Raw genomic sequence first — 25,903 nt, 5'->3', positions numbered from 1 at the left:
ATCTTAAAGTTCAAATAAACAATAGCTGACTAACCTATTAGCGAGGAGTAAATTCTCACTATAAATTTTGAAAAGTACCGTACACATCATAAGTGGTGCAAAAAAGTATTATATTGCATCACAAACATAGGTTTATGGAAACAGTTAGAAAGTCAATTACTTTTACAAATCAACAAGATGGTTGGATAAAGCTTAGGGTTCAATCAGGTGACTTTACCAATGATAGTGAATATATAAGGGATTTGGTAAGAAAGGACCAGGAAGAGAACATGAAACTCGCGGAGCTTAAGGCCGCAATTGATGATGGATTGCAAAGTGGCAGAAGTAATCTCAAAATAAGTGACATTATCACAAAGGTTGATAATGGGCAATTATAATTTATCTACCAGGGCCCAATATGACTTAGTTGGGATTTATAAATACGGTATAAAGTTTTTTGGTCCTGATCAGGCCTCTAAGTATTTATTGGATTTGGAAAGTTTTTTAGAGGAACTCGCCGAACGCCCAGAATTGGCCAAAGACGCATCGGCCATTTCCGGCTCTTTAAAATACTACAGCTATAAAGCTCAGGTCATTTTCTACCAATTTGATAGTGATGACGAAATTTTTATTGTCAGGGTGTTGGGCAAACGCATGAATTTTGTTGAGCATCTTTAAAGTTTATAAAAGCTATGGACTTTAATTTATAATTCAATCATTTACAGCTGTTTGTTTATCTTTGATATGACGAAGGACAAATCGGTCATAAAAGTTCACAAATCGTCAACATTTTGAAATCAAAAAGTGGAATCCCCAATAAAACTAGGGGTCCGAGAGAAAAGTTCGATTCTTGCCAGGGCTACTTTTTAACTCTTGAAAAATCAAAAATCTCCTGCTTTACATTTAAAACTGCACCTAAAATGTGTCTAGGTTGCCAATAACATTTTTTAAAAATCTATAAGTAACTTAAAGTTTTATTAGGACAATTAAACCAACATAAGCAATGTGAAAACTACTTGGTAGGATTGGAAATGTTTACTTTGATTGCTAAAATTACTTCGCTCAGTAGTATATATGAAGTATTGGGTTTGAGATACTTATTATTTTGAAATAAATGTTAGGTCGCTCAAGGTTTTCATAAAGAGAATTAAATTTTCCTTTTCCAATTCGGTCAATGGAATACGATTGCCGTTGTTTTTAAAAATTTCATCCAAGTTGTCGGAATACAGCACACCATTGTCAAAATAATCCAGTACGTCTTTTAATGTGGCAAACTGGCCAAAACTACCATATGGTGCAGTATATTCAACGTTGCGCAATGAAGGTACTCTAAAGCTCATAGAATCTTCAAGGTCACCTGTTACCCTAGCTCTACCTGCTTCATTGGAATCTGTATTGATCGGAAAACCTATATTTCTAAAACTTTGGTCGGTAAACAATTCGGTGCTATGACAACTGGCACATTTTTGTTGAAATATTTGATAGCCATGCGCTTCACTTTCGGTAAAATCGACCCCTTCATTCTTCATTACTTGATCATAAATGCTATTTGAAGAAATTAAGGTGTATTCGTATTGTGCAATACTATTATAAATTCTGTCAGGGGTAATCTCACTATCACCAAATGCTTTTCTGAACATTTCTGGATACTCGGAATCAGCCTCCAGTTTTCCCATAACTTCCAGGATTGATGAATCCATTTCTTCGTGGGTAATAATAGGCACTAAGGGTTGATTCTCCAATTTCAACTTACTTCCATCCCAGTTATAGAATTGCATAAATGCGAGATTTTGTATAGGTGGAACATTACGTATTCCCACCCTGCCTTCCACACCAATAGCCTGAATGTTATTATCGGCAAAAGCATTTTCCTGAATATGGCAGCTCGCACACGAAATGGTATTATCCGTGCTGAGACGTTTGTCAAAAAATATTTGTTCCCCAAGCGCCACGCCATACTGTGTTGGTACATTTGAAAAAAAAGCATCATTCAGAGCTGGAAAGTTCGCAGGTATTGACAATTCAACCTCAGGATTTTCGAAAGGGACCGTTTCTAGATCATCCGTACTGCACGACACTATCATTGTTAACCCGATGTACCCTATTAAAAATTTTATGGCTTTCATACTCTGTTCAATGGTTATAAAGGGCTGCTTGTTTTTCAAGCAGCCCTTTTAACTATTTTAGTTAGTTACACTTTCAATAGAAAACATTCCGGTGGTATCGGTAGATCCGTTGCCTCCCAGGTTGTCCACAAACAATACCATATTTGCTGCCGTATGTATGCTAGGTGTGGCATTGCCTTCACCCAAGATAATGGTGTTGGTAGCTCCACTTAAAAGCATATCAAAATCAGCCTTAATGGAAATTATTGGTGCGCTATTGCCAACCATGGCATTGGTAGGTAAATCAAGCGTAATTTCTCTATATGCATCCACACCTTGTGTGTACGTGGATTCGTCGTCAATAGTACCCTCTACAGTACTTCCCGTATGTACTGAAAGTGTTTTGTCGTCGGTGTCATAGAAACCTTCGATTTTAGTGAAACGATAACCAGTTCCCCATTCCCAGTGCATTTCGGTGTCATTTGCTCCGGCCAAAGCATAAAAGTCTGGAAAACTAACTTGATCCAATGTGTTTAAGCTGCTTTTTACACCCAGACCAAATTTTATCTGGTTGTACTCACCGGTAGGGATTTCACTCAAAACATAGTCCAACGAAGATGGGTTTGATAAATTGATTACCGTGGCTCCATTGTCCAAATCGTTAATGTTATAAGGTATTTCCGTACCATCAATTTGAACTAAACGAATATTACTAATTACATACTTGACCTCTGAAAAATGATGTGCTTGCCCTTCTGTTGATGTATTTTCAGTTGCCGATGCCGATGCAGCACCACCCAAAACAATGGTCTCATCTCCAAAGGTGTTGTTGAAGGTCAAAGTAACGTCGTTGGCAACAGGATCTTCATCATCGTTGCTACACGATAGAATTGCTATTGAAAGCGTAAAGACTAAAAGGATGTTTTTAAAATTTTTCATGTTATGATTATTGATTTATTAAAGGTTTATTTTAAAAATTGATTTGTAAAGAGGCGAAAAAATTTCTCCCCATTCTCGGTATATTTCCCCAATCTGCATAGGTGCTGTAATATTGGTTCAATACATTTTCTGCTCCTACTTGAAGTACAGTTTTATAATTGTTTAACTTAAAAGTATAATCTGCGGATAGGTTTAAGATGGTGTATGCCGGTGTTAAGTCCTCTCCATATTCCGGACTGTAATGTTCTTGTTCAAGGTCTCCGTTCAGGGTGGTTTGAAATCCAAAAGCCCCACTTTGATAATGAAGCGAGGTTTGATAGCTCAAAGGTCTTATAAACGGTAAATTTCCTTTGTCATCATCCAGTCCTCTGGCGTAGGCCAAAGTGCCGTTCCAGTGCAGATCGTGAGTGATCGCATAGGAAGAGTTCAAAGAAAAATTGAACAGGGTGGCGTAGTCCAGTGATGTGTATCCCTTAACACCTACCGATTGGTAGTTCATTGGGCTCCCCAAACTCAAAATCCTACCTATAATATAGTCTTGGATATAAAAATAATTAACGTTGACACCCAAGCTAAATTTTTCATTTGAGTAGCCTGCACTAGCATTTAACTCGTAAGAGACCTCATTCTTTAAATCGGGATTTCCAATATAATCATACCTATCAAAACTATTGTAGATATAATACCCATATCCTTCCGAAACAGAGGGCGCTCTGTGACCATATCCAATACCAATGGAAAAATCAAATTGGTTTACTTGTTGTTTATAACCCGTGTATAAACTTGGTAACCAACGCGTTTTTTCCTGTGGTGCCCCTGGATAAAAAATCCAATTGAAATCCACATATTTAGAATGGTTGTAATTCACCCCTAGTGAGCCGCCAAAGTTAAGCTCTCCCTCTTCCGAAACCTCTAGAGAATTGTTCATGGAAAATCCGGCATACTGTGTGGTGACCCATGGCCAACTATATGCAAACATGGTTCGTTCACTTCGGTCCTGTGGATACATGCGCATTTCAGCAATAGATAGATTATCATAAGCATTCAATTGAATTTCCGAATTAAATCTATTCTTGCTAAGGTGCAACTTGGTTAACAACCCGTAAGTTGTGCTCCAACCCGGCATGTCCATATGAACCAAATTCTCTGGTCGCGTGGTATCGTCCATATAATGTTCGATAGCATTGTAATACACCTTGGTATCCCATGCTTTCACCATTCCTTCCTGAAAGAATTGCTTATAGGTTGCCGATGTTATGATAGCTCGTGAAAGCCATAAATCCATTGGTAACGCTGGATACCCGACATCTTTTGCAACATCGAATATCGCATCGACCCTCAAGGATGATAAATCACTTGTTTTATAGGCCAACCCAATAGAGGTATTGAACTTTTTATATTGGGAATGGTCCACTTCTTGGTCGTTTCCATCGGAATAATTTTCCGCGCTACGGTAAGATATACTTCCCTCGGCCACAAAATTTCGGCTGGAATAGGCTATATCTCCCTGATTATAGAACTGTTTATTGTTCAGTTCGAAACCAGTTTGATAAGATCCCGTCCAATTGGATTGCATGCTAAAGGGAGTGCTCTTACTCTTTAAATCCACATTGCCCGCAATGGTGGCTCCATGGGAACTTCCTTCTTGTCCCGAAGTAATGTTTACCGAAGCCAGATTGTTACTTTCCACATACGAAGTCACAGGGTCCATTTTATCGGTACATGCGCCAAAGATGTGCATGCCATCGATCGTGATTGTAGAGCGCTCCATTCCCATGTTGTTCAATAAAGGCTCCCATGCATAGGCACCTCTTTTGATAAAGCTAATATCATCGGAAGAGGCCAAAAATTCATCCACCGAAACATTCATTTTCATGGCTGTTTCAATTTTCTTTTTTATTGTGGCCGTAACCTCAACTTCCTCCAATTCCTGAATGCTATCCAAGGGTACATCTTCTTCCTGTCCCATCATTTTAATGGTAAGCAGAAGTAATGTTATTGTTAAAAATCGCATCATCTTAAAACAGTATATCAATATGAAGTTCACCTCTCTCGCCTTCTACTCCAGGAGTAAAATCCGTTGGCACCTCCGTACCTTTGATTACATCTCCATTGGAACTTTGTAGAATAAAATTCAAAGTCCAATTTCCTGTCATGGTATAATTGACCACTCCGTAGTACAATCCATCATCACCTTGTGTTAAATCTTGATTGTTTGGTGAGGAATGGTTTCCCATGGAAGGTTCTGGCATTCTTGGATCCAAGAACAAGGTCGCATTTTGAACTTCGCTGTACGAAAACTGGGACGGATCTGGGAAACTCCCAATCTCGGCTTCAGGTCTGTCGTACTTGTAAATGCCTGCTATCAGCTCATTTTCAGCAACACTGGGGCTTTTTGGAGCAATCAAGGCAATGTAGTATTGCTCGCCATCATTGCCCGTAAAAGCAGTCATGTTCAAATTCATATTGGGCTGAGGCTCCACCGTAATTTCTTGTAGAACTGTAAAGGTTTCGTCATCAATTGTTATGGAGAAATAATATTCCCAACTGGCATCAGTAGCTGTTTCATAGTCAAAAACGGCGTAGCTGGAATAATAGTCGTTGGTTGAATCATACGTTACCTCATACCCATGTGGACAAGAATAGGCCTCTTCATCGGCATCTCGTCGAATAGGTAAAAATGTTATTTCAGCATTTTGTACAGCTTGATTTGATGCGGTTTCGGTGATGTTGAAACGCAATTCATTGTAACCTTTGAAAAGTGTGCCGTTCAAAGCTTCTAGGTTAATTTGATAACCATTGCTATTGAATGAAGCAGCTTCTTCAAACTCATGTTCATCGGTGACGACGGCACTTAATTCCGCTTCATAATCCGTTTTATCCAGAGTACAAGACATCATACCAGTAATAAAAATTACAGTTATGACAAGATTGAAAACCTTCATTATTGATTAATTTAAAACTGTTAGAAATCACCACCTATACCGATCGGAATTCACTTGTTTTTGATTTGAAAGTGAGGTCGTATCAGCAAAATGGTGTGTGAAAGTGAATAGCAGTAGGAGCAGCGCTATTCACAGTTTGTTTTAAATTACTCGGATAGGCGGGCGTAATAAATTTGCAACGCTTAAGAGGTCGTATAAAGCGTTGTAGTATTCGGTTATTTTTGAATTTCGATTTAAATGGTCAATGCTTAACTCCAAACTCTTTATAATTTCTTGAAAGAACACGATTGTGGTCTCTATGGTTAAGGTTTTTTTGTCTTTATTGTTTTTTTCCTTTTCGGAAGCTTTGGCCAACTGTTTAGCCAAATAACATTTACCATTACATTTTAATTCTATTTTATCCTTGTTTTCACATAGTTCATTTTTGATATAATCATAAAACACAATGTACTCCATGATCGGAACCATTGGTTTAAGGAGCATAAACAATGCAAATATGATTATACAATTTTTCATACAAGTTTCTTAGGCTTAAGCATTTGATTTTGGTCTATGGTGCATATACCAAGCTTATTGGCCATTCTTTTCTTGAACGGTTTGGGATAAATAGTGAGTATTACGGCTGTGTAATGTCATCACATTACATATGGTGCCGTTCGTTTTAGTGTATAGAAGAACTGTAAGCGGTACAATTTCGTGTTCGTGAATTTCCCATTAATCAATGAGTCGAGAACACGTCATGTAATTAAAAGCGTAAAGATCAGCTATACAAAAGATGTAGAAAGCTTAGAAATAGGTGGTTTAAAAGGATGTTCAGTGAAAGTAAAGGAATACTCACTTTTTAGAAAAGCAATATTGGTTTTCTCCCAATTTCTTTGAATATTGGCAAATACAACATGTAAACTTTCTTGAAAATAAAGCGGCGTAAACATCACATCCAATTGAGCTATGGGAATACCTTTATCCGGATTATTGTCTTCGTTCTCAGCAAGCATTTTTGCCAGATAACATTGGCCATTGCAATTCAGTTTCGGTTTTTCCTTGTTAACACATAAAACCGTTGATATATAATCAAAGTTAAACGCATATTCCATATAAGGAACAATTGGTTTAAAAGAATGGATTATAAATAATATGGCTAATATCGTGTGCTTCAAAGCTTGCCTAAAAGTTCTATGCAAAAATACTACATAAATCAATTGAGACCTAAAAATTGATTGTGATAAAACCTAGTTTAACCTTTCTATTTTTTTCACTGTATTGGGCATACATCACGTAAAAAGGATAATAGTAATCCATCATTGGGATTTCCACATAGCTATATGTAAATAATCTTCACATACCTTAGATATTATCTTTTTTCCTAGCGGCCAGGTGTCTTTGCCATATGTATAGACAGTGTGTTAGCTATAATTGTTATGGAAAACGAATTTCCCCTACATTATTAACATACTAAATTTTTAAAGTAGAAAGCCATTCTTTTAAATTCCAGAATGGCTTTCACTTTATTGGAAACCAAAAATTAAATACGTTTCCAATTGTAATTAAATAGGAGGTTTTAGTTCCAGCCACCTCCCAGGGTTCGGTACATGGTGACTTGGGCCAACATTTGGTCTTTTTTGGTCTCCACAAGTTCCATCTTGGATTCCAAAGCTTCGCGCTGTGCCAATAACACCTCTATGTATTCAACCCTTGCGGATTGGAAAAGGCGTGTTGACAGGTCTATGGATTCCGTTAGCGCCTTTACTTGTCCATCTTTTAAATCGTAGCTCTTTTTTAGATTGTCGATGTTGGACAACTGATTGACAACTTCGATGTAGGCGTTCAAAATGGCCTTTTCATATTCGTACACTGCCTGTAATTGTTGGTCCGTAGCATTTTTGTATTGCGCTTTGATGGCATTCCGGTTAATCAAAGGCGCTACCATATCCCCTATGACCGAATACAACACGGATTCTGGGGTGGTGGTCAAGTACTTTGTGTCAAATGCCTCCAAGCCTACTCCAGCTTTGATGGTAAATTGTGGATAAAAACTGGCTTTGGCCGCCTTGGTATCCAATTTAGCCGCAGCCAATTCGAATTCTGCTTGGCGAATATCTGGACGGTTTTGCAACAGCTGCGATGGTATCCCTGCGTATATGATATCAATGGATGTGTCAATAAAATTATCAGACTCCCGCTCAATATGCTTGGGTGATCTACCGATCAAGAAATTAAGTCGATTCTCAGTTTCCACGATTTCTTGATGAATCTCGTACTTATGACTTTGGTTTTTCATCACCTCAGCCTGGAATCGTTTAACGGCCAATTCTGTAGCTCGCGCTGCTTGTTTCTGTAGCTTTACCATTTTTAGCGCATTTTGTTGAATCTTCAAATTCTGATCTATGATGGATAATTGATTGTCCAATGCCAATAGTTCATAATAAGAATCAGCAATTTCCGCCACTAAATTCGTGACCATGAAGTTCTTGCCCTCAACACTGGATAGGTAATTAAAAACAGCTGCTTTTTTCTCATTTCGCAATTTTTTCCAAACATCTACTTCCCATGTAGCAAAAACCCCGACCGTATAATTGGTCAGGGGTTCGGGGAACTCTTCTCCTTCTTTTACCTCAAGATTGCTTTCCACGGCACCGTTGCGAGTATATTCTCCCACTTTTTCTACTTCGGCACCTGCCAGAAAATTTACAAAGGGCAAATATTCCCCTTTTTTAGCTTGGATAATGTTTTTTGCCATATCCACTTGTTGTAGCATAATGTTCAACTCTTGGTTGTTCACCAAGGCGGTATCTATTAAAGCAATAAGGTTGGGGTCCTTAAAAAACTCCTTCCATTGCACCATACCGGTATTGGACGTATCAGCGGACTGATTTTGATATTGTTGTGGAACACTTATGTTTTCGCTGCGAATTTCACGCGAGGGCACGCAAGAATATAGTGCTACTACAGCGAGAACGCCTATAATATATATTTTGCTATTCCTCATCTTTGTTCTCTTTTTTCTTATTGTTTCCATTTCTACTGGTCATTTTTTTCAAAAGCCGATTTACTTCACGCAAACGCATCCGAAGCTTACTCGAGTCATTAGGTTTAAACAACTCTTCGGAAATCGGTTCATCGTGCTCATCCTTAATAAGACTTTTGCCATCGGCCATTTTGGCAAAAATGTAATAGAGTCCAGGAATCACCAATACCCCGAACAGGGTGCCAATAAGCATCCCGCCAAGAGCAGAACCACCAATGGTTCTGTTCCCGATGGCTCCGGCTCCAGAGGCAACCACCAATGGAATCAACCCAGCAATAAAGGCAAATGAAGTCATCAAAATAGGCCTAAACCGTTGTTTTGACCCTTCTATGGCTGCGGCTAAAATAGTAGCTCCTTGGCGGTGTTTCTGCACTGCAAATTCAACAATCAATACTGCGTTTTTACCCAGCAGTCCCACCAACATGATCATACCAATTTGGGCGTAAACGTCATTGGACAGCCCCATAACTTTTAGCAAGAAGAATGAACCAAATACTCCAACTGGGAGGGATAGGATTACGGCAAGGGGCAATAAGAAACTTTCATATTGAGCGGCCAGCACCAAATAAACGAAAATCAACACCACGATAAAGATGTAGATGGATTCATTTCCGCGTTGCGCCTCATCATAGGAGAGTCCTTCCCATGCAATGTCATATCCTCTTGGCAAGTTTTGTTCGGCCACTTCTTGAATTGCCTTTATTGCATCTCCACTGGTAAAACCTGCAGCAGGAAGCCCGCGAATAGCTGCGGAATTATAAAGATTATACCGGGTAATCTCATTAGGTCCCAGTTTTTTCTCCATCGTCATAAAGGCAGAATATGGGACCATTTCACCTTCTTCATTCTTAACAAACAGCTTCTCAAGGTCCGAAGGCATACCTCTGTATTCTGGTGCCGCTTGCGTATACACTTTGAAGAAGCGTCCAAAACGAATAAAACCTTGTTCATAGGTGCTACCGATAAGAATATTCAGGTTTTCCATAGCTTTACCAATGGTCACACCTTTTTGCATGGCAGCCTTATTGTTGATTTTTAACTCGTATTGGGGATAATTCGCGGAGAAAAAGGTGAACAGACCTGCTAACTCCTTGCGCTCACGGAGAGCATCCATGAATTCATTGTTGATGCGCTCAAACTCATGATAATCGGTACCGTTGGTCTTGTCCAACAAGCGCATGGAGAAACCACCGGAAGAACCAAATCCTGGTACCGCTGGAGGCTCAAAGTATTCAATTACTGCACCGAGGTCCTTGGTTTCTTCTTCTAACTCTTCCATGATCTCGTGTACGGAATGTTCCCGCTCCGACCATGGTTTTAAATTGATAAGACAGGTACCTGCATTGGAACCACGACCTTCGGTCATAATTTCATATCCCGCCAATGAAGAAACGGATTCGACCCCTTCGGTTTCTTCACATATTTTTTGAAGTTTTCTGGCGACCTCATTGGTTCGCTCCAAAGTAGCACCGGGTGGTGTTTGGATTATTGCGTAAATCATCCCTTGATCCTCATTGGGGATAAATCCGGCGGGCAATACTTTATTGGTAAAGAAAATCCCAGCACAAAACGCCAACAAAATACCAAAAGTGATGGCTCTACGATTTACAATCTTGTTCAGTATACCTACATATCTGCCTGTGAGCTTTTCAAATTTGTTGTTGAACCAATCTATAAATCGATTTATAGGTGATTTTCTTCGTGCTTTACCATGGGTGTTTTTCAACATCATGGCACAGAGTACAGGAGTTAAGGTCAAGGCCACTATGGCGGATATAATAATGGATCCTGCCATGGTGATGGAGAACTGTCGGTAAAATACACCAATAGGACCGGTCATGAATGAGATGGGAATAAACACGGAGGTCATTACCAAAGTGATAGCTATAATGGCTCCACCAATTTCTCCCAAGACTTCATACGAGGCTTTGTAAGGAGTGAGATTTTCTTCATGCATCTTCACGTGTACGGCTTCTACCACTACAATGGCATTGTCCACCACGATACCAATGGCCAAAACCAAAGCGAACAAGGTTATCAGGTTGATGGATAATCCAAAGAGCTGCATTACAAAGAAGGCACCTATCAAAGAAACGGGAACTGCAATAATTGGAATTAAAGTAGATCGCCAATCCCCCAAAAATAGAAAGACCACAATGGCCACAAGTATAAAGGCATCCCTAAGCGTATGAATCACTTGCTCTATGGAAGCATCCAAAAAATTGGAAACATCATAACTGATCTTGTAATCGATACCTGGGGGCATTTCTGCTTCCAGTTCATCGAGCTTATCTTTTACCTCCGCTATAACGTCACTACCATTACTGCCAAAGGTCTGTTTCAAAACTATGGATGCGGAAGGTTTTCCGTCCAAATTGGAGTAAATATCAAAGAACTCGCTCCCCAGTTCCACATCCGCCAAATCGCCCAATTTTAAGATTTCTCCTTTCTCATTGGCTTTTATGATGATATCCTTGTATTGTTCCGGTTCACCGTATCGATCTTGATATACCAAGACGTACTCCAAGGATTGCGCCGTTTTACCTGAACTTCTTCCCAATCGTCCGGGTCGTGCCAAAATACTTTGGTCTTCCATGGCCTCCAAAATTTCTTCAGCTGAAATATTGTATGCCCGCATTCGGTCTGGTTTCAACCACACCCGCATCGCATATTTTCGACTACCTAGTATTTGTGCACTGGCAATACCGTTTATGCGCTGTATTTCGGGAATCATTTTGGTGTAAGCGTAGTTGTAGAGAAACTTTTCATCATTGTTTTTTGAATCGCTGTACAGGTTCACATACATCAACATACTGGGTTGTACGGGGGTAATGATGACCCCTTCACGTTGCACTAGTTCTGGCAGCAAGGGCATTACCTGGTCCACTCGGGTCTTCACCCGAACCACAGCTTGGTTGGGATCCGTTCCCGGTTCAAAGATTACACGTAGGGTACCTTCTCCTGCACTGGTCGCATCCGAGGCAATATATCGCATTCCCTGAACACCGTTTATAGAAGTTTCCAATGGAATAAGGGTCGATTTCACCAATACATCTGCGCTTGAACCAGGGTACGCGATAAATATATTGACCGTGGTTGGCGCTATCTGTGGAAACTGTGATATGGGCAGTTGTTTTATAGCGAGTAGACCGGTAAAGACAATGATCACTGAAATCACAATTGCCAATACGGGCCTATGAATAAATTTTTTAAACATCTTATTAGAAGATTATGGGATTTGTATTATTCTGTGTATAAATCTAAGTGGGCCAAAATCTCTTCCGGCTTTTCGAAATCGTAATGAATCTTCTCACCATTTCGCACCATTCGAATACCTTCCAACAAGACTTTATCATCTTCCGATAGTCCCTCTTCCACCACAAATAGATGGGGTAGTTCAGCTCCTATTGTAATTTCACGTTGTTGAACCTTATCATCTTTATCCAGCACAAAGACATATTTTTTGTCTAAAACCTCAAAAGTGGCTTTTTGGGGGATAAGTATCGCATTTTCGAGAGGGACCCTCATTAAAATACTTCCTGTTTCACCATGTCGGAGAATACCATCAGGGTTATCAAAAGTAGCCCGGAAAGCAATATTACCTGTCTCATTGTTGAACTCCCCTTCGATAGTTTCTACAATTCCAGATTGATCGAATTTTTTGTTATTGGCCATTAGAAGGTCCACTGATGGTTTACTGTCCCTATTTCCACCGGTGATATAGTCCAAATACTCAGCTTCGGGAACATTAAAATAAATCCACATTTTGGTATTGTCTGAAAGTGTAGTTAGCAATTCCCCTTCATCCAATAGGCTTCCTTCGCGTACGTGCAGATGATCCATTATACCATCAAAAGGCGCCCTAATGTCTGTGAATCCCAAATGCGTTTCAGCTAAATAAACTTCTGCTTTGGCTTTATCGTATTCCGCTTTTGCCATAGCTAGTTCATTTTCAGAGACCACATTGCTATCTGCCAGCAACTTGGTGTTTTTATATTCAATTTTGGCGACTTCTGCTTCAGCTTTTGCCTTTTGGAGGTCGGCTTCGTAAACGTTGGGCATAATGTGGAACATTTGCTGTCCTTTTTTTACATGTTGCCCTTCATCCACAGATATGTGCTGTAAATACCCTTTTTCCAAAACTCTTAGTTCAATATGCCTTATAGAATGGATTTGGCACACATAATCTTTGGTGATGGAAGTGTCTTTTTTAATTGGGCTACTTATTAAATATTTGGTTTCGTCGTTTTTTTCGTGTTTTTTGGACTCGCAGCTTGTATGACAAAGCAGAACAAGCAAACCAATGAACATGGGAATTCTCCTCATAATTTTATGCATTTAGAATAATTGATGTTTGAGAAAATTGATGGAAAGGCCCAAATTAATAATCGCATGGGCCTGCCCAGATTATTGAAAGTAATCAATGGATTTGATGGTAAGTATCCACAGGAATTGTGGAGCTACTTTTGGAGTGTTTCCTTATATTCTAAAAATCTGAAACCTAACATGTTGCTTTGTTGAAGAAGCAATTTTGGGATGTGATAGCCCAAAGTTGGTGTTGGATTCCAAAAACAATTGCCCCCATGAGGCGGTAAATAAAGTGACGGTAAAAGCACTACCGGGTTCTAAAGAAAAATTATGTGATACTGACTCTTCCTCTTGTTCTTCTTGTTCTTCGACATCGATTTCTGTACAGTGCCTTTTCTCCAGCCCCAATTGGAGTGAGTTGAATGTCGCCGAGGAATGTTGATTTTCTAAATTTTGATGATAACAGGCATTTACATCAACCGAAGTGTGTTGTGAATCTGCGTATAAATTGATGAATCCTCCCAATAAAAGGACGCACAGAGGAAACAAATATTTTACAAATGCCTTTTTCATTTGGGAGACAAAGCTATGTTACCTAGTTAATACACACAAATATTTTACTTTAAATAAAACTGGAACAAGTTTAAAAAAATTGATTTTCTGATATTTTTATCATGGCTTACTTAATAACAGTCCATTTTAATTTGTCCACGGTTTTGATAATTGCTCAAGTCTTTGTTCAGAAAAGTGTTGCAAATGGTTTTTAGCTCGCTCATAACCTCACGTTGCATGGCGATGGAACCACAGATCATTATGCACCCGCCTTTTTTTAATATTCTTGCAATATGTTCGCCGTCTTTTTTTACCAGATGTTGAACGTAAATCTTCTCGTTTTCCAATCGTGAATAGGCAGGAATGAAGCGGTACAGCTTTTTTTGTGCTAGTGCCTCATCTATATAGGGTTTGTATAGGTCTAGAGACTCCGGAGCTCTACCGCCCCAGTATAAATGTAGTTTCCGTTTCGTAGAGTTCGAGGCTATCATCCCCAAAAAGGGACCTATGCCAGTTCCTGTAGCGATCATTATCGTTTCCTTGGAACTTTTAGGAAGGTGGAAATGTCTATTGTTGACGACCCCTGCGGTTAGAATTTCTCCTTTATCCAATTGTCCCAATCTGTTCGAGCAAATACCATTGGGGTGTTTTTTTACACTTATGGCCAATGTCTTTTTTCCAAGGCTTCCCACGGAATAGAGACGCTCATGTCCGTCTTCTTCCGGAGTTACTGATAATAGATCGCCCGAGGCAACCCTTGCGCCATTCATATTTTTTAAAATGAGTAGAAAAGTGTCTTCTTTTTCAAGATCAGTCCTATCAACAACAACAAAATCGGACACATGGTTCTTGGCCAATGTAGTTTTGGGCTTTTCAAGATGTAAGGTCATTTCTTGAGATTTTGCCCAGCTATTGGTCCAATTGGAAAATGCCTCAAAGGATTGATTGTTTACAGTGAATACCTTATCCAAGGTTTGAGCGTACTCCTGTGCATTCAGCAACTCGTATGTCTCATAAGCGAATTGACAAAAATTTGGATAGGAGGTAGACCCGAAACCGATAACTGAAAAGCTAAAGGGTTGTTTTTGCTGATATTTTGTGGCCAATTGTTTAAACTTAGAAGCACTGGCAGGTGCTTCGCCTTGCCCATAAGTGGCCGTGATTATGATAAGTTGCTTCATCTTTGCGAACGAACCATAATCATTCATCATCCCCAAATAACTTTTTTGCCCCGTTTTTAAAAGTTGCTCGTGCAGCACCTTGGCGAACAATAGTGTAGTGCCCCCTTCGGTTCCGACCAATATAATATGGTCGCTTTCACTTTTGGAAAACTTATTTTTGATACGGATCTTGGGTCGTTTAAAATAGATGATAAAACCTGTAATCATCAGAAAGGGAATGGAAAGACTACCAAGACCTAAAATGATACTCCAAATAATGCTTCCCTCGCCGGTATGCAGTACGGTGGCCCAAGAAGATATTACGGAGATAGAAGGGTTTTTCTTTTCGGAAATGACCTCACCGGTATACTGATTAAGCAATACTTCTCTGTCCTTAAGGGTAATTGTATAATAATCCTCAACAAATTCGGAAAAGGGGTATTCCAGTTCTCGGAGTTGTCCCAAAGGAGTACTCTTAAAAATTTCGAATTCTTGAAAGGGTTTTGCAGGTGTTTCTTGTAGCGAATCATAATCTACTTCGTGAACAAGCTGTTCTTCAGGAATCAGGTTGAATCGTAATAATGATAGGTACACCCCTGACAGTGCCAGGATCAGAATGGGTAAGAGTGTAAGGCGGGAGTATACTACATGGTTGAATTGTGAAAAATTTTCTCGCACTACAGGAGCAAAAAAATATTTGAAACCTCCTTGGCGCTTGACGATGAGAACAATGCCTGATATGGCAATTAAAAAAAGCAGGAATGATACCAGACCTATCAAAAACCGGCCAGTTGATTTTAAGAAAAGTGAACGGTGTAAACTGGTACTGAACTGAAAAATAGGTGCTTTTTCAATAAGTGAGCCCAACTCTTCTCCAGTGAACGGATCTACATAAAATAGGTTGCTTTGCCCATCTTTAATTGCGGAGATACTAATAAACCCATTGCGGTCACGAGAAATGGAAAGGACTTCATCGTATTTGGCATTCAAGTTTTCCAAGGTTTCGGCCAGCGTTAGCTCGTCCGCATTGGCCACGCTGAAGGGCTGAACCTTGTTGGATATGGGTTCCACAGCAAGAATCACCCCCGTAATCGATGCAATCAACAAAAACAGGGATGATACTAATGCCAGGATTAAATGGCTATAACGCCATATCGAATGGGTCATCTTATATTAATTTGGCACCATGCGGATATAACGGATGTATCCTTTTCCGTCAATTTTTTCTCGAATAGTGGCAGAATTAAGTTCTATTTCCGCATCGACGGTATAGTACTCTTGATTTTCAACTGCTGACTCAAATCGGACCTTGTGGCCACTGTCAATTTGAGTGGAATCAAAGGTCAAGGATATAATGTTTCTTTCACCATTACCTATGGTAGCGCCGGTAACACCATCAATATTCTCATTAGATCCGTGGCTAAATGCCCACCAATCTTTAAGGTCCGGGAACCATTCTGGGTCATCTCCCTGAACGTAAATGGTTTTGACGTATTTGCCATCTGGATTTATAAGAGAAACAACCACGTAGGCTCTCTCTCCAGTATAGTTTGCCATTTGGATCATACATTTGTAAGATACTTGAGCAGGTGCTTCAACATAGGAAGAAAGTGTTACCAAGACCATGATAAGGGAAATGGTTGCCGCTGAACGGTATATTATTTTTTTCATGCGTAATTTTATTGATTAAGGAAATCTAAACTCACATTGTTTTTGGCTAAAAGCTCGTTTTCTTGAGCCAAGTCGTGCGCGGTTTCGCCGAACTCTGTAGTTGATGCCGGATTGGCTCCATTGGCAACAAGGAATTTAAGTATATCTGTGTTATTGGATTTCATTGCAGCATAGTGCAACACAGTATTTCCTTGCTTATCCTTGGCATTGATATCGGCTCCCAATGGTTGTATTTTTTTAAGTAGTGCCAAATCGTTTTTATCCATAGCCATGTGCCAAACAGTTCTTTGGTCCGATTGCGGAGTTTTGAGATCTAGGCCTGCTTTGCTCAAAGCCTTAACCTTGGCATCAAAATCTCGGGGGTTACCACGTGAAGAAAACAGATAATAAGCGAGATTGTTCCCATCTTTATCCAAAACATCTGTTTTGGCTCCTTGTGATATTAAATAATCCACAATTTGTGCGCTATTGTCTTGAACAGCAAGCGTTAATGCCGATTGTCCTTCTTTGTTGGTATGGTCTAGATCATATGTTTTTTCTGCCAGATATTGGACCACGGCTAATTTATTGCGCCCCGATGCATTTAGAAGAGCTGTATTTCCTTCATTATCAACAGCGTTTGGATCAACACCTTTTTCGATAAAATAATCGTAAAGTGCAAGTACCTCTGAAGATCGGGAAATGTTGTGCAATGGTGTAATGCCATCTTTTGATGTAATGTCTACTTCCAGTCCTAGACCTTCTAAATATTTAAAAACCGCTATGCCATTACTGGTTCCTCTTCCACCACGACTGGCAAAAAGAATTGCGTTTTCGTTGGTTTTTGGATTTTTTTCTGTTGATACACCGCGTGCCACCAAAGCTTTTAGTACATCTATGTTGCCACCTTGTGCAGTATAATTAAATATTCCGTTTCCATTGTTGTCCGTAGCGTTTATACTAAGACCTTTTTCAATAAAGTAATCGATTAGGTCCAGGTTTTTTGACCTAGGGGCCGCGACCAATAGTACATTTCGACCGTCATGGTCTTTTTCGTTCTGTATATCGGCTCCATTTTCAATGAGAAAATCATAGATTTTTGTATCACTTTGACCTCCAGCTGCGGTAAACTGGGTTAAGGAATAGCCATGGGAGTCTTTTAAATCCAATTTAGCGCCTTTTTCAACTAAATATTCCATTACCTCTACGTTACCTCGGGAGGCTGCCCAAAAAATATAGGTTCTTGAGTCATGCGTACGTTTATTGACATCATTGCCATTTTCAATTAGGTGGGCGATGGTGGAAACAGGGTTCTCGCTAAAGATGGCGAACGTTGTAGGATCAAATCCGCCTCTATTTGCCTGGGTGATTGCGTGTCCTTCTGCAATTTTGGCATCAATATCGGCAAGGCTGGGTTGAGAGGCCCAATATTCCCTGTCCATAAACGGGTTTTTGGAACCACTTTGTTGGGCCAGTGTAGTATACGTTGTAAGTGCAACGACTAAACCAAGCATGAAGGATTTTATTGTTTGTGTTCTCATTATGTTAAGGTTTTAACTTGTGAAACGTATTGTTTTATAAATTTGCTGCCAAAGGACAAATTTACCCAATGTTTGGCGAACGTATTTATTTTGCTCCTTTTCAATACAATGATTTTATATAAGGTAATCCGTGGGGAGTAGACTCCCCACGGATTTTTTTGATATAATTATCTTAATAGGTTTTAGAACGCACCTATAAAGTGACTTCCTTCTACATTTACCAATTCAGCACCTTTGGTGACTACACCGGTTTCGGTATCAATAACATATATGTTTCCGTTTTGACCCACTGGGGCTTCGGTTACATATATTTCTGATCCATCTACCACAAAACCTTGGTATTGGAACAAATAGAAATCTGGATCGTAAGGAATTGCCTCTATTTTTTCCGCAGTTTTAGCATTTAAATCAGCAAGAGCAAAAAACCCTTGTAGACCTGCTACACCCTCGGCAGAGCCATTGTGACGGTATGCAATTACAGCTTTTCCGTTAGCTGCGGGTCTCCATGCAAGTATGTAAGCTCCCTCCACACCAAGGGCGTCATCCAAATTGAACACATACGACTCGTCGTATTGGTTGTCTGCGTCAATTTTTAGGATATGGGAACCTTCTGGATCACTTTGATTGGCTTGGTAAACACTTCCTTCATAAAGGAAAGCATTAATACTACGGTAACCGTTGGTGTTTCCGTGTCCAACGGTGGAAGTGATTACGGTTGGGTTCAACAATGAAGGGTAATCCAAAACGATGGTTTTAGAACCTAAAATTTCGAAATCACTATCACTTTCGGCAGTTGCAGGGTCAACCTTGCTCAAACGTGCACCAATATATAGTTTATCTCCTGCGGCATTTAGCGTGGGCATGTCAATTCTGGAAATATAGTACCCATTTGACTCTTCCTCTTCGCTTAAGGCCACAATGTGTTCTTCATAATTTATTATTTGTGAATTTACTAGATCTAAAGTAACAATGCCCATCGTAGCTTCTGTACGTGTATAATTGTCTTCTTCGTCAAACTGATGTTCCGTTGAAACATAGACAGCGGCTCCAGTTTGATCTCCATCAAACAATTTAATCCATCTAGGGGCAGAACCTACATAGGGTGCAATACTGATCTCCGTGCCTGTTGGGGTAAAAGTTTGACCACCTTCTACAGTATATTTGGTATAGTTGCCACCAGTATCTCCAGCATAGCTGATATTGAATATCGTATTGCCATCTTCTGATGATTGCAATCTGGCAGTCCTATTGGAAGGTGCTATAAATCCATTCTCAAAAGGTTCAATAGATACCGTTGGATCTTTGGCTTCTTCGCTGCTAATGGAATAGATTAATGTTCCTCCATTACCATCTCCTGGTTCGTCTCCCATTCTTGCAGCAGCTACAGTTATCCATCTTGACCCTTCGCTTGGATCTGGACCTGGATTTGGTACGGTTTCCGTGTCATCGCTACTACATGAAACCAATAGGCCCATTAGCAATGTTGCGATAGATAAGTTTCTAAAATTTAAATATTTATGTTTCATTGTAAATGAAATTTAGGTAGTTAGAATTTATTGATTGTATAATTAAGTTTTACATAAAAAGCTCTTCCCGGTTTCTGTACCGATAGGTTATCGTAAACTGGTTTGTCGAATATATTTTTCACATCCAAACTCATTACAAACTTGTTGCCTGGAAAAGCATAACTGAGGCCAAAATCTTGTGACAACTGCTCAGGAACTTTAAAAAAATCGTCTCCAATAGTATTTGACCCTTGGGAAACCAAGTATGAAAAATCATCGGTAAAGTACATGGTGTAGAAAAGATTTAATCTGGAGTTTTTTTGAATTAAATCTTTAAAGGAATACCGTAGGCTCCCGTTCATGGTAAAAAATGGTGTGTTGGGAACATCTATTTCCACACCATTATTTTCAATTTTTAAATCAAATTTTGAAACATTAAAGTTGAACCCAAAATTATTGTTGTACATATAATTAAATTGAGCGTCTATTCCTTTTGATGTTCCACTTCCTTGGTTCACATATAGAATCAATTCATCATCCACATTGAGCGATGTTTCAATGGGCAAACCAATTCGATCCTTAATGTTTCGCATGAATAGATTGGTCGAAACAGTAAAATCGTGCTTTTTTAAAGAAAAGGTCCCCAACCTAAACCCTAGGTTGTAATTATTGCTTTGTTCTGGATCAATACTGGAGTTTGCTACAACATTGTCCCCGTCATCCCCAAATATTTCGGTTTCGTTGGGTAAGCGTATCGCTTTTTCAGCTGATGTTAAAAGGGTGATATTGGGAATAATTGCATAGGAGAAAGCAAATCCGTATCCATCATATTCTTTATTGCTGCTGACAACTTCATCTACGATTTGTTCATTTCCGTTGATATCGGTCTCAATGGCAGCATCCACACTTGTTGATTTTTGTTGGTAATGTTTACCGAACAAACTGGCCTTTAGTTTGTTTTGGAATGCCGATAACTCATAAGTTAAAGAATAAATGTTTTTATCAAGATCTCTGGTTCCGGTAAAGGTGTTTTCCAGTATAGATCTCAAAGCATCACTATCTTCTCTATCCACTCCACTATATACATGGTTAAGCATCACTTTATGGTTGTTGTTGATGGAATAAGAGACTCCTGTTCTAATAGAGGCAACGTTTCTTTGGATTTTTGCTAGCGTAGGGCCTCCTTCTTGCTGAGACCCCCAAGAATATTGGTATTCGTCCCCTTTATAATCAATCGCCCGTTCACCTGCCCAACTGTAAGCCCATGGAACGGTATCGTTTACTATTCTGTTGCGTTTGCCGTATAAACCGTTCACACTCACGTCTAAACCTTTAGTGAAAAGATTTTTCTTTTGATAGGTTAAGTTGGCCAAAAGTGCATCTGATTCAAGAAATCGGTCCTTATAGGGTGTGATGGTCATAAAAGCTCCATGTTGTACTTCCTTATAGGAATCAGAACCAGTAATACCAACTAAAAACTGATCAGCCCATTTTACATCGGTATAGCCAATTTGAGCCATTCCTCCAGTCGATTTATAGGCATCGTTGAATCTTCTGGCAGTAATGGGGGTCTGTACGCCACCCAATCCAGTCACCACAACGCTTCTGCCTGAGACTTTATAATCGTTGTCCGAATAATTATGGAATAGCGACCCTTTTACGGTAAAGCCCGACTTGTCAAAACGATAAGTTCCATTAACGTTGGTCTGTAGGGTATTAAAAGATCCGTAAGAAATAGAGGCGTTTAAATTAGTTTTTGCAGCTTGGTTCAAAACAATATTGATTGCGCCACCAAGTGCATCATCTGCCAAATGCCCTGGAACCACACCTTTATATACCTCAATTTGTTCGATCATTGATGGAGGAATACTGTTCAGGTTAAATGAAGAGCCATAAGTGGAGATTGGAATACCATTAATAAAAATACGAACAGCACTTCCGGATAATCCATTAAGCGAATATTCTACATTGGATCCCAACCCACCGTTCTGTCTTATTTTTACACCTACCGTTGTGTTCAATAGTTCGTTGGCCTGAACATTTCTTAGGCTAATCTCCTTTGTGCTTAAAGCGCTGACTGCAAACCCTTTAGTTTCCAGTATGGTTTCTTTTGATTTTCCATTGACAGTTACCTCATCCAAATTTTCAGCATTTTCAATAAGCGTAAAGTTCATTCGTATATCCTTTCGCTTTTCAGAGATGGTGATTCTTTTGGATAACGTCTTAAAACCTATATAAGAAATGGTAACTACATAGTCTCCATTTGGAATATTTGAAATATGGTACTTGCCATTTTCATCCGTTTGTACGCCAAGTCGTGTATTTTCAATAAGTACGGTGGTCCAAGGCAAAGGGTCTCCATCTTGATTATTTACAATTCCATGTAAACTGCCTTGGTCTGATTGCCCAAATGTGGCCAAGGGAATTAATATCGCTAATAATAGTCGTTTGTACATTGAAAATAAAACTTCGCTATTCTTATTAAGATTTAATCTAAATAATTAGATTTGCAAATCTAAATCAAAGGTTGATTGTGGAATACCGCAAAAGGAAGTTTTAAGTACGCAAAAAGAAATAATGGAGTCAATATTGGAAAGTGATATTTTTCAGGATAGGGTTTATCGTAAAAGATTCACCAAAGACTTTTTAAGCAAAGAGTTGGTAGAAAATAGCATCAACATTAAAACTCCACATGTAAAAGGGACCATTAAAGAGCTACAGCTTAACGGTCTGTTTGTTGTGTACAAGGATATAAATGCGGCTAAAGGTTATTCATATAAGATTGAAAATGATTTTGAAACCTTTAAACTACATTTCGAAATTTCCGGGAATTATAGTTGCTTTTATGAAAAGGAACCGGACCCAATAGTAGTGATTCCCGAATATCACTACAACATGTTTTACCTGCCTAGGGCCAAGTGTCGTTGCGATTATATGGGAGCCCCAACACGCACACTCGAACTGTTCTTCACTCTGGAATTTGTTAAAAAAATCGCAGGCGACAATTACGATTCGGTTCTAGAGAGGGTAAATAGTGCAATTAATTCTAAGAAACCATATGTTTTCTGGAATCAGCCGTGCCCAATTTCACAGGATATATTTCACATTTTAGAAGAAATAACAGACTGTTCCTATGATGGTGTGTTAAGGCAGAATTATTTGCAGTCCAAAATTACAGGCCTGTTGGTAGAACTACTAATAGAGGCCAATAAAAAATCTGTAAGCTCCCACAAATCCGTCTTGTCTAAATCCGATCTGACCAGCTTGCATTTAGTGGAAAAATATATAAAATCCAATTTAAACAGAACATTGACTATAGAGGAACTGGCTACAAAAGCAAGTTTTAATACCTCAAAATTAAAAAGGGATTTTAAACGGTTACATGGCACTACTGTTTTCAAATATATCACACAATTGCGCATGGAAAAGGCCCATTCCCTTATTAGTAATGATGGATTTACGATTGCACAGGCGGCATATGAGGTAGGCTATTTAAATCCCCAACATTTTACTAAAGCATTTAAACGCACTTTAGGGTATTTGCCGAGTACTCTTAAAAAGTAATTTCTGATGGATTTTTATGAATCTACCGAAATATGAACTTTAAGCTCTTAACTTTTGTAATAGCTCTTCTTTTCTTCTTATCGCAACTTCAATCTTGGTGCCATCAGATAAAGTAATGTAACCTCCTTTACCTTTAGTGTAGGTTTCTATATAGTCTAAGTTCACCAGATGCGATTTATGGACTCTAAAAAAAGAGCATTCATCCAAAACATCCTCAAAATACTTTATGGTTTTTGATGCAGTTAGCTTTTTATTCGCAATGGTATGGATATGGGTATAGTTTACGTCGGATTGAAACCTCATGATTTCCTTTGTGTCCAACATTGTAAACCCATCAACGGTTGGCACAGCGATTCTTTTCGATGTCTGTTTGTTTTCCTTGAAATTATGAAATAATACATCCAGTTTTTGTGAGGTCTCTTTCAGGCTTTTTTGTTGCCTTAGTTTTTGTAGGGCATCGGCAAGATCATCTTTGTCTATGGGTTTTAAAAGATAATCCAGCGCAGAGAATTTAAAGGCCTTTAATGCATAATTGTCATACGATGTGGTGAAAATAACTTCGAAATCTATGGATTTCAATTGGGAAAGAAGCTCAAAACCGGTCTCGTTTCCAAGTTGTACATCCAAAAACAAAATATCTGGATTAATTCTATCGATTTCCTTTTTTGCTGCATCAATGGTTTTGCAACAGGCCTTGATTTCTATATCCTGTGCCTCGGATAGTAGCAATCCTTCCAAACGATTGATGCAGTGTTGCTCATCATCGACAATTAATGCTTTTAACATGCTCTTTTTTAAAATTGAAGTTCCAAAGGGAGTGCGATTTCAACTCGGACTCCTTCCGTTTTATCTATCAAATTAACAGATCCTTGTTTGTTTTTTATATGGCTTACGATATCAATTCGGTTTTTGGTGATTTTAATACCATATGATTCGTTGGATTTTTTATCGGGGTTATTCATTTTGGATTGTCCAACGCCATTGTCATCCACTATAAATTTTAGCATGTCATCATTTTTTTCTATTGTGATGTCTATTTGTCCATCCCCTTTTTTTGGGGAGATACCGTGCCAAATACTATTTTCGATAAATGGTTGTAAAATCAACGGAGGCACCAAAGTGTTATCCGGTTCAATGTTTTGATCAATTATGATTCGATGGTGCAGTTTATTTTCTAGGCGAAGGGACTCTAATTGCATATAGAGTTCCATCAGCTCAAGGTCTTCTTCCAAGGTAATCCATTTCTTTTCAGAATTTTCCAAAATAGCCCGTGTAAGTTTGGAAAATTTAACCAAGTAGTCATCTGCCTGCTGAATATCATTTTTTGAAATAAAATCACTGATGGAGTTGAGCGAGTTAAAAATAAAATGGGGGTTCATTTGAGAGCGTAGGGCCCTAAGTTCGGTTTCGGCGACCTTGGCGTTGAATTCGGCAATCTTCTTTTTTTCCAGCTCATCCCGTCTCCTTTTGTATATATAATAACTGATCAATGCAATCAGTACCAAAACTATAGATCCGAACAGATAAATATTTTTAACCAGTTGCTGTCGTTTGATTTCTTCATTGGCCACTGCTTGCTGCCGTTCCATCTCAAACTGCATTTCCTTACGTGTCAATTCCGATTTCTTTTCTTCATTTATAACACTGTCCCTTAATTGAATATGCATTTTGTAGGCATTCAGTGCCTCTGACATTTTTTCATTTTGCTCATAAACCTCACTCAATACCTCCCAAGAATCAGCTTCCCACTCCACGGCCCCGATTGCTTTGGAAAGGGCAAGCGCTTTGTTTGCATTTGTTTCGGCAACGGTATAGTTTTTTAACAATACGTTTATTTTTCCGATACTGTTCAGCGCAGAGGCCTCAATGTATTTATTACCTATTTTTTGTGCTATTGCCACAGCTTCTTTATAGTGGTCAAGTGCCTTTTGGTGCTCCCCCAAATTTTTATACGCCAAGGCTAAATTGTTGGTAATGGCCGCGATGAACAAATCGTTTCCCTCTTCCTTGGCCAATGTTAGAGCTTTGTTCAAGTAAGATACACCCTCTTTAAAATTTTCAGTGTCATTGTAGATAATGGCGATATTGGAAAGCGCCTTGATTTCTTCCGCCCGGTTGCCCATTGCCTGTGACGTTTCTAAATAGGCGCGGTAATTTTCTAGGGCACGGTCGTATTCCTTTAAATCCGCATGAATATTCCCTAAGTTGCTTAAAATGCTGGATTCTAGTTGTTTGTCCGTTATTTTTTTACTGAGCACCAAAGCTTGTTGGTAGGCGTCCAAGGCATTTAGATTATCCGCTAAAACATAATAAAAATTTCCTTTTTGCCGTTGGGCCAAGGCCTCACCTTTGATCCACCCTTCTTTTTTAGAAATAGTTAGGGCCTCTTCTATGAATGAAAATCCCTCATTTGGTTCAGAATAGGTCATTTCACTCGCTAGCTCAATAAGCAGGCCTGCTCTTATGGTATCTTTTAAGGTGTGGGTTTGTAACTCGTTCTTTAAGGAGTCTAATTTATTTTGCTGAGAAGTACCAAAAAAATGTACCAAACAGATAAGTATTATACAATACTTGCTTTTAGTTGGTCGGGGCATGCTATATGGTTGGTTATATTCAAATTTAAACTTTTT

General features: G+C 39.1%; 20 protein-coding genes. 3 read left to right on the top strand and 17 right to left on the bottom strand.

The genetic code is table 11. The features are described 5' to 3' along the window. Nucleotides 1-134: 134 nt before the first annotated feature. Nucleotides 135-377 carry a type II toxin-antitoxin system ParD family antitoxin gene (locus MWU56_RS09960; protein ID WP_247044135.1) on the top strand — a complete coding sequence of 81 codons (243 nt, stop codon included), beginning with the start codon at nt 135-137 and terminating at the stop codon, nt 375-377. Continuing rightward, the gene (locus MWU56_RS09955) at nt 364-657 is read left to right on the top strand and encodes a type II toxin-antitoxin system RelE/ParE family toxin (RefSeq protein WP_247044134.1); all 294 of its coding nucleotides are present in this window, start codon (nt 364-366) and stop codon (nt 655-657) included. Before MWU56_RS09960 ends, MWU56_RS09955 begins: the two co-directional genes overlap by 14 nt. Before the next feature lie 422 nt (nt 658-1,079). Here MWU56_RS09955 and MWU56_RS09950 read toward each other — a convergent pair whose 3' ends face one another. The 15 genes from MWU56_RS09950 to MWU56_RS09880 form a co-directional block, all read right to left on the bottom strand. Further along, entirely contained in the window at nt 1,080-2,105 is a 1,026-nt protein-coding gene (locus MWU56_RS09950; RefSeq protein WP_247045227.1) for a cytochrome-c peroxidase, read from the bottom strand. 57 nt (nt 2,106-2,162) lie between these two features. Next, nucleotides 2,163-3,023, bottom strand: a complete 861-nt coding sequence (locus MWU56_RS09945) for an MbnP family protein (RefSeq protein ID WP_247044132.1) — start codon at nt 3,021-3,023, stop codon at nt 2,163-2,165. A gap of 31 nt (nt 3,024-3,054) precedes the next feature. After that, entirely contained in the window at nt 3,055-5,040 is a 1,986-nt protein-coding gene (locus MWU56_RS09940) for a TonB-dependent receptor plug domain-containing protein (RefSeq protein WP_247044130.1), read from the bottom strand. 1 nt (nt 5,041) lies between these two features. Continuing rightward, a complete protein-coding gene (locus MWU56_RS09935; protein WP_247044128.1) occupies nt 5,042-5,968 on the bottom strand; it encodes a FixH family protein in 927 nt (308 codons plus the stop codon). 141 nt (nt 5,969-6,109) lie between these two features. Then, nucleotides 6,110-6,484: a hypothetical protein gene (locus tag MWU56_RS09930; RefSeq protein WP_247044127.1), complete on the bottom strand. Its 375-nt coding sequence runs from the start codon at nt 6,482-6,484 to the stop codon at nt 6,110-6,112. 248 nt (nt 6,485-6,732) lie between these two features. Then, entirely contained in the window at nt 6,733-7,062 is a 330-nt protein-coding gene (locus MWU56_RS09925) for a hypothetical protein (protein ID WP_247044126.1), read from the bottom strand. A gap of 464 nt (nt 7,063-7,526) precedes the next feature. Next, entirely contained in the window at nt 7,527-8,954 is a 1,428-nt protein-coding gene (locus MWU56_RS09920) for a TolC family protein (protein WP_247044124.1), read from the bottom strand. Next, a complete protein-coding gene (locus MWU56_RS09915; RefSeq protein ID WP_247044123.1) occupies nt 8,944-12,210 on the bottom strand; it encodes an efflux RND transporter permease subunit in 3,267 nt (1,088 codons plus the stop codon). The genes MWU56_RS09920 and MWU56_RS09915 overlap by 11 nt, the downstream gene beginning before the upstream one ends. Nucleotides 12,211-12,236: 26 nt before the next feature. Then, nucleotides 12,237-13,319 carry an efflux RND transporter periplasmic adaptor subunit gene (locus tag MWU56_RS09910; protein WP_247044122.1) on the bottom strand — a complete coding sequence of 361 codons (1,083 nt, stop codon included), beginning with the start codon at nt 13,317-13,319 and terminating at the stop codon, nt 12,237-12,239. Nucleotides 13,320-13,472: 153 nt separating this feature from the next. Then, nucleotides 13,473-13,874 (bottom strand): hypothetical protein, encoded by a 402-nt coding sequence (locus MWU56_RS09905; RefSeq protein WP_247044117.1) that lies wholly within the window; start codon nt 13,872-13,874, stop codon nt 13,473-13,475. 110 nt (nt 13,875-13,984) lie between these two features. After that, entirely contained in the window at nt 13,985-16,180 is a 2,196-nt protein-coding gene (locus MWU56_RS09900; protein ID WP_247044116.1) for a PepSY domain-containing protein, read from the bottom strand. A 6-nt stretch (nt 16,181-16,186) separates the two neighbouring features. Further along, entirely contained in the window at nt 16,187-16,684 is a 498-nt protein-coding gene (locus tag MWU56_RS09895; RefSeq protein WP_247044113.1) for a DUF2271 domain-containing protein, read from the bottom strand. Nucleotides 16,685-16,692: 8 nt separating this feature from the next. Then, a complete protein-coding gene (locus MWU56_RS09890; RefSeq protein WP_247044111.1) occupies nt 16,693-18,204 on the bottom strand; it encodes an ankyrin repeat domain-containing protein in 1,512 nt (503 codons plus the stop codon). Between the two features lie 182 nt (nt 18,205-18,386). Beyond that, nucleotides 18,387-19,730, bottom strand: a complete 1,344-nt coding sequence (locus tag MWU56_RS09885) for a hypothetical protein (protein WP_247044109.1) — start codon at nt 19,728-19,730, stop codon at nt 18,387-18,389. A gap of 20 nt (nt 19,731-19,750) precedes the next feature. Further along, nucleotides 19,751-22,165, bottom strand: a complete 2,415-nt coding sequence (locus tag MWU56_RS09880) for a TonB-dependent receptor (RefSeq protein ID WP_247044107.1) — start codon at nt 22,163-22,165, stop codon at nt 19,751-19,753. Between the two features lie 121 nt (nt 22,166-22,286). Between MWU56_RS09880 and MWU56_RS09875 the strand changes: the two genes are divergently transcribed. Then, nucleotides 22,287-23,273, top strand: coding sequence for a helix-turn-helix domain-containing protein (locus tag MWU56_RS09875; protein ID WP_247044105.1), 987 nt, complete (start codon nt 22,287-22,289; stop codon nt 23,271-23,273). 39 nt (nt 23,274-23,312) lie between these two features. On the opposite strand, the gene MWU56_RS09870 is transcribed toward MWU56_RS09875, so the two are convergent. Then, nucleotides 23,313-24,059 (bottom strand): LytR/AlgR family response regulator transcription factor, encoded by a 747-nt coding sequence (locus tag MWU56_RS09870; RefSeq protein WP_247044098.1) that lies wholly within the window; start codon nt 24,057-24,059, stop codon nt 23,313-23,315. Nucleotides 24,060-24,067: 8 nt separating this feature from the next. Next, nucleotides 24,068-25,822 (bottom strand): tetratricopeptide repeat protein, encoded by a 1,755-nt coding sequence (locus MWU56_RS09865; protein ID WP_247044096.1) that lies wholly within the window; start codon nt 25,820-25,822, stop codon nt 24,068-24,070. Nucleotides 25,823-25,903: the final 81 nt, after the last annotated feature.

Origin of the sequence: Allomuricauda sp. F6463D, from assembly GCF_023015965.1 — a bacterium.
GTDB lineage: Bacteria > Bacteroidota > Bacteroidia > Flavobacteriales > Flavobacteriaceae > Flagellimonas.
This window is presented reverse-complemented; position numbering and strand designations above follow the sequence as displayed.

What these genes read in the sequence shown, in the direction of transcription:
- MWU56_RS09960 (WP_247044135.1), top strand. Translation starts at nt 135, where the DNA reads ATGGAAACAGTTAGAAAGTCAATTACTTTTACAAATCAACAAGATGGT.
- MWU56_RS09955 (WP_247044134.1), top strand. Translation starts at nt 364, where the DNA reads ATGGGCAATTATAATTTATCTACCAGGGCCCAATATGACTTAGTTGGG.
- MWU56_RS09950 (WP_247045227.1), bottom strand. Translation starts at nt 2,105, where the DNA reads ATGAAAGCCATAAAATTTTTAATAGGGTACATCGGGTTAACAATGATA.
- MWU56_RS09945 (WP_247044132.1), bottom strand. Translation starts at nt 3,023, where the DNA reads ATGAAAAATTTTAAAAACATCCTTTTAGTCTTTACGCTTTCAATAGCA.
- MWU56_RS09940 (WP_247044130.1), bottom strand. Translation starts at nt 5,040, where the DNA reads ATGATGCGATTTTTAACAATAACATTACTTCTGCTTACCATTAAAATG.
- MWU56_RS09935 (WP_247044128.1), bottom strand. Translation starts at nt 5,968, where the DNA reads ATGAAGGTTTTCAATCTTGTCATAACTGTAATTTTTATTACTGGTATG.
- MWU56_RS09930 (WP_247044127.1), bottom strand. Translation starts at nt 6,484, where the DNA reads ATGAAAAATTGTATAATCATATTTGCATTGTTTATGCTCCTTAAACCA.
- MWU56_RS09925 (WP_247044126.1), bottom strand. Translation starts at nt 7,062, where the DNA reads ATGGAATATGCGTTTAACTTTGATTATATATCAACGGTTTTATGTGTT.
- MWU56_RS09920 (WP_247044124.1), bottom strand. Translation starts at nt 8,954, where the DNA reads ATGAGGAATAGCAAAATATATATTATAGGCGTTCTCGCTGTAGTAGCA.
- MWU56_RS09915 (WP_247044123.1), bottom strand. Translation starts at nt 12,210, where the DNA reads ATGTTTAAAAAATTTATTCATAGGCCCGTATTGGCAATTGTGATTTCA.
- MWU56_RS09910 (WP_247044122.1), bottom strand. Translation starts at nt 13,319, where the DNA reads ATGAGGAGAATTCCCATGTTCATTGGTTTGCTTGTTCTGCTTTGTCAT.
- MWU56_RS09905 (WP_247044117.1), bottom strand. Translation starts at nt 13,874, where the DNA reads ATGAAAAAGGCATTTGTAAAATATTTGTTTCCTCTGTGCGTCCTTTTA.
- MWU56_RS09900 (WP_247044116.1), bottom strand. Translation starts at nt 16,180, where the DNA reads ATGACCCATTCGATATGGCGTTATAGCCATTTAATCCTGGCATTAGTA.
- MWU56_RS09895 (WP_247044113.1), bottom strand. Translation starts at nt 16,684, where the DNA reads ATGAAAAAAATAATATACCGTTCAGCGGCAACCATTTCCCTTATCATG.
- MWU56_RS09890 (WP_247044111.1), bottom strand. Translation starts at nt 18,204, where the DNA reads ATGAGAACACAAACAATAAAATCCTTCATGCTTGGTTTAGTCGTTGCA.
- MWU56_RS09885 (WP_247044109.1), bottom strand. Translation starts at nt 19,730, where the DNA reads ATGAAACATAAATATTTAAATTTTAGAAACTTATCTATCGCAACATTG.
- MWU56_RS09880 (WP_247044107.1), bottom strand. Translation starts at nt 22,165, where the DNA reads ATGTACAAACGACTATTATTAGCGATATTAATTCCCTTGGCCACATTT.
- MWU56_RS09875 (WP_247044105.1), top strand. Translation starts at nt 22,287, where the DNA reads ATGGAGTCAATATTGGAAAGTGATATTTTTCAGGATAGGGTTTATCGT.
- MWU56_RS09870 (WP_247044098.1), bottom strand. Translation starts at nt 24,059, where the DNA reads ATGTTAAAAGCATTAATTGTCGATGATGAGCAACACTGCATCAATCGT.